Genomic DNA, 1,435 nt, shown 5'->3' with positions numbered 1-1,435 from the left:
GGCCAGGCGTTCATCGCCCTGACGCCGGCTCATCATGCCCAGAAGCACTTGATTGAGGCTCATCAGCGCAATCAGCGGCAGGTTCATCAGCTTGCGTGCCAGGTTGACCCAGGTCACCGCGCCTTCCCCCAGCAGCGATGCCACCAGACGCTCGATCAACGCCAGGCCCTGACTGGCACCGTTGCTCAGCAACAGAGGACCGATGCGCTGGCCCAGCTCGCGCAAGGGCGCGAGCGACAGCTGCATGCGCCAGGGTCGCCAGCCCTGGCGCCAGATCGACGGCAGCAACGCCAATGGCATCAACGCGCTGCCGACCAGGCACGCCAGCGCGAGGCTGTGGGGCTGGCTGGCGGTGCCTGCCAACGCGAGGTATGTCACCGGCGGCAGGTTGAACAGCAGCGAGCCCAACCCCGCCAGCACAAACCGCTCGCTGGCCTGCAACGGCACGCTGAACAGTGCATGCAGCATCAGGCCCGGTACACACCAGGCCAAGATCTGCAGATTGCTCGCGGCCAGGTTCGTGGCGCCGGCGGCCAGCCCAGGGCCGAGCACCTGCACCAGCCAGGGCGCCAACAGCATCAGCAACAGGCTCGTGAGCAGGGCGATCAGCATCAATGCCGGGAACAGCACCGCCAGCCAGTCCAGGCGTTCGCTGTCCCGGCGTTGCAGATACAGCGGCAACGCGGCGGCACTCAATACGCCACCGGCCAGCGACATGCGCAGCGCCTCGGGCAGGAACAAGGCGATCAGGAACGCATCACTGCGCTCGCCCGCGCCCCAGGCAGCCACCAGCAACCACTCGCGCGCAAACCCCAGGCACAGACCCAACAGGGTCGCCACGGTCAGCCATACGGCGGAGCCGAGCATCAGGGCCGCGCGCCATCAAGCATCGGCTTTTGATACAGCACCGCCTTGACCTGGGGCAGGCGCGCCGGGAACAAGCGGCGCGCCTCCAGCACGTTAATCCCCACCATCAGCCAGAACAGCGCCACCATCACCACGGCAAAGCTGAAGTAGTGGTCAAACAAACCGCTGACCAGCGCCGACAGAATCCCGGCCGTGCTGCCCAGCCACAGCGCATTGTCCTTGGTCAGGCGGATCGGGCCTTTTTCCGGCCGGGCCTCACGCCACCAGCGCACGGTGACCGCGATAAACAACAGCATGCCGACCACGCCGGTCTTGTAGATGAAGTTCAGCCACAGGTTGGAGATGCCCAGCAAGTGCGTATCCGGTACCGGCGGGTCGACCTTGAAACCGATGCCGAACGGGTACGCCGCCACGGCCTGCGGGAACATGCGGTACTCGTCGAAACGCACTTCGGTACTGGCGTTGCTCGACGAGAAAATCGTCGCCAGGCGCTCCTGCAACGGCGGATACGCCATGACCAGCGCCACGGTCAGTGCCGCGCCGATCATCAGCAAGCGTCCGGTGTAAG

The 1,435-nt window shown here is 65.8% G+C and carries 2 protein-coding genes; both read right to left on the bottom strand.

What is annotated here, in order from left to right; genetic code table 11:
• Positions 1-867: lipid II flippase MurJ (locus tag BFP96_RS00310; RefSeq protein WP_170875961.1), on the bottom strand; the 867-nt coding region annotated here is incomplete at its 3' end.
• A partial coding sequence (locus BFP96_RS00305; RefSeq protein ID WP_371914751.1) for an O-antigen ligase family protein occupies positions 867-1,435 on the bottom strand: 569 nt, incomplete at its 5' end. The genes BFP96_RS00310 and BFP96_RS00305, both read right to left, overlap by 1 nt.

It is taken from the genome of Pseudomonas sp. 34 E 7 (assembly GCF_900005715.1).
Classification (GTDB): Bacteria; Pseudomonadota; Gammaproteobacteria; order Pseudomonadales; family Pseudomonadaceae; genus Aquipseudomonas; species Aquipseudomonas orientalis_A.
This window is presented reverse-complemented; position numbering and strand designations above follow the sequence as displayed.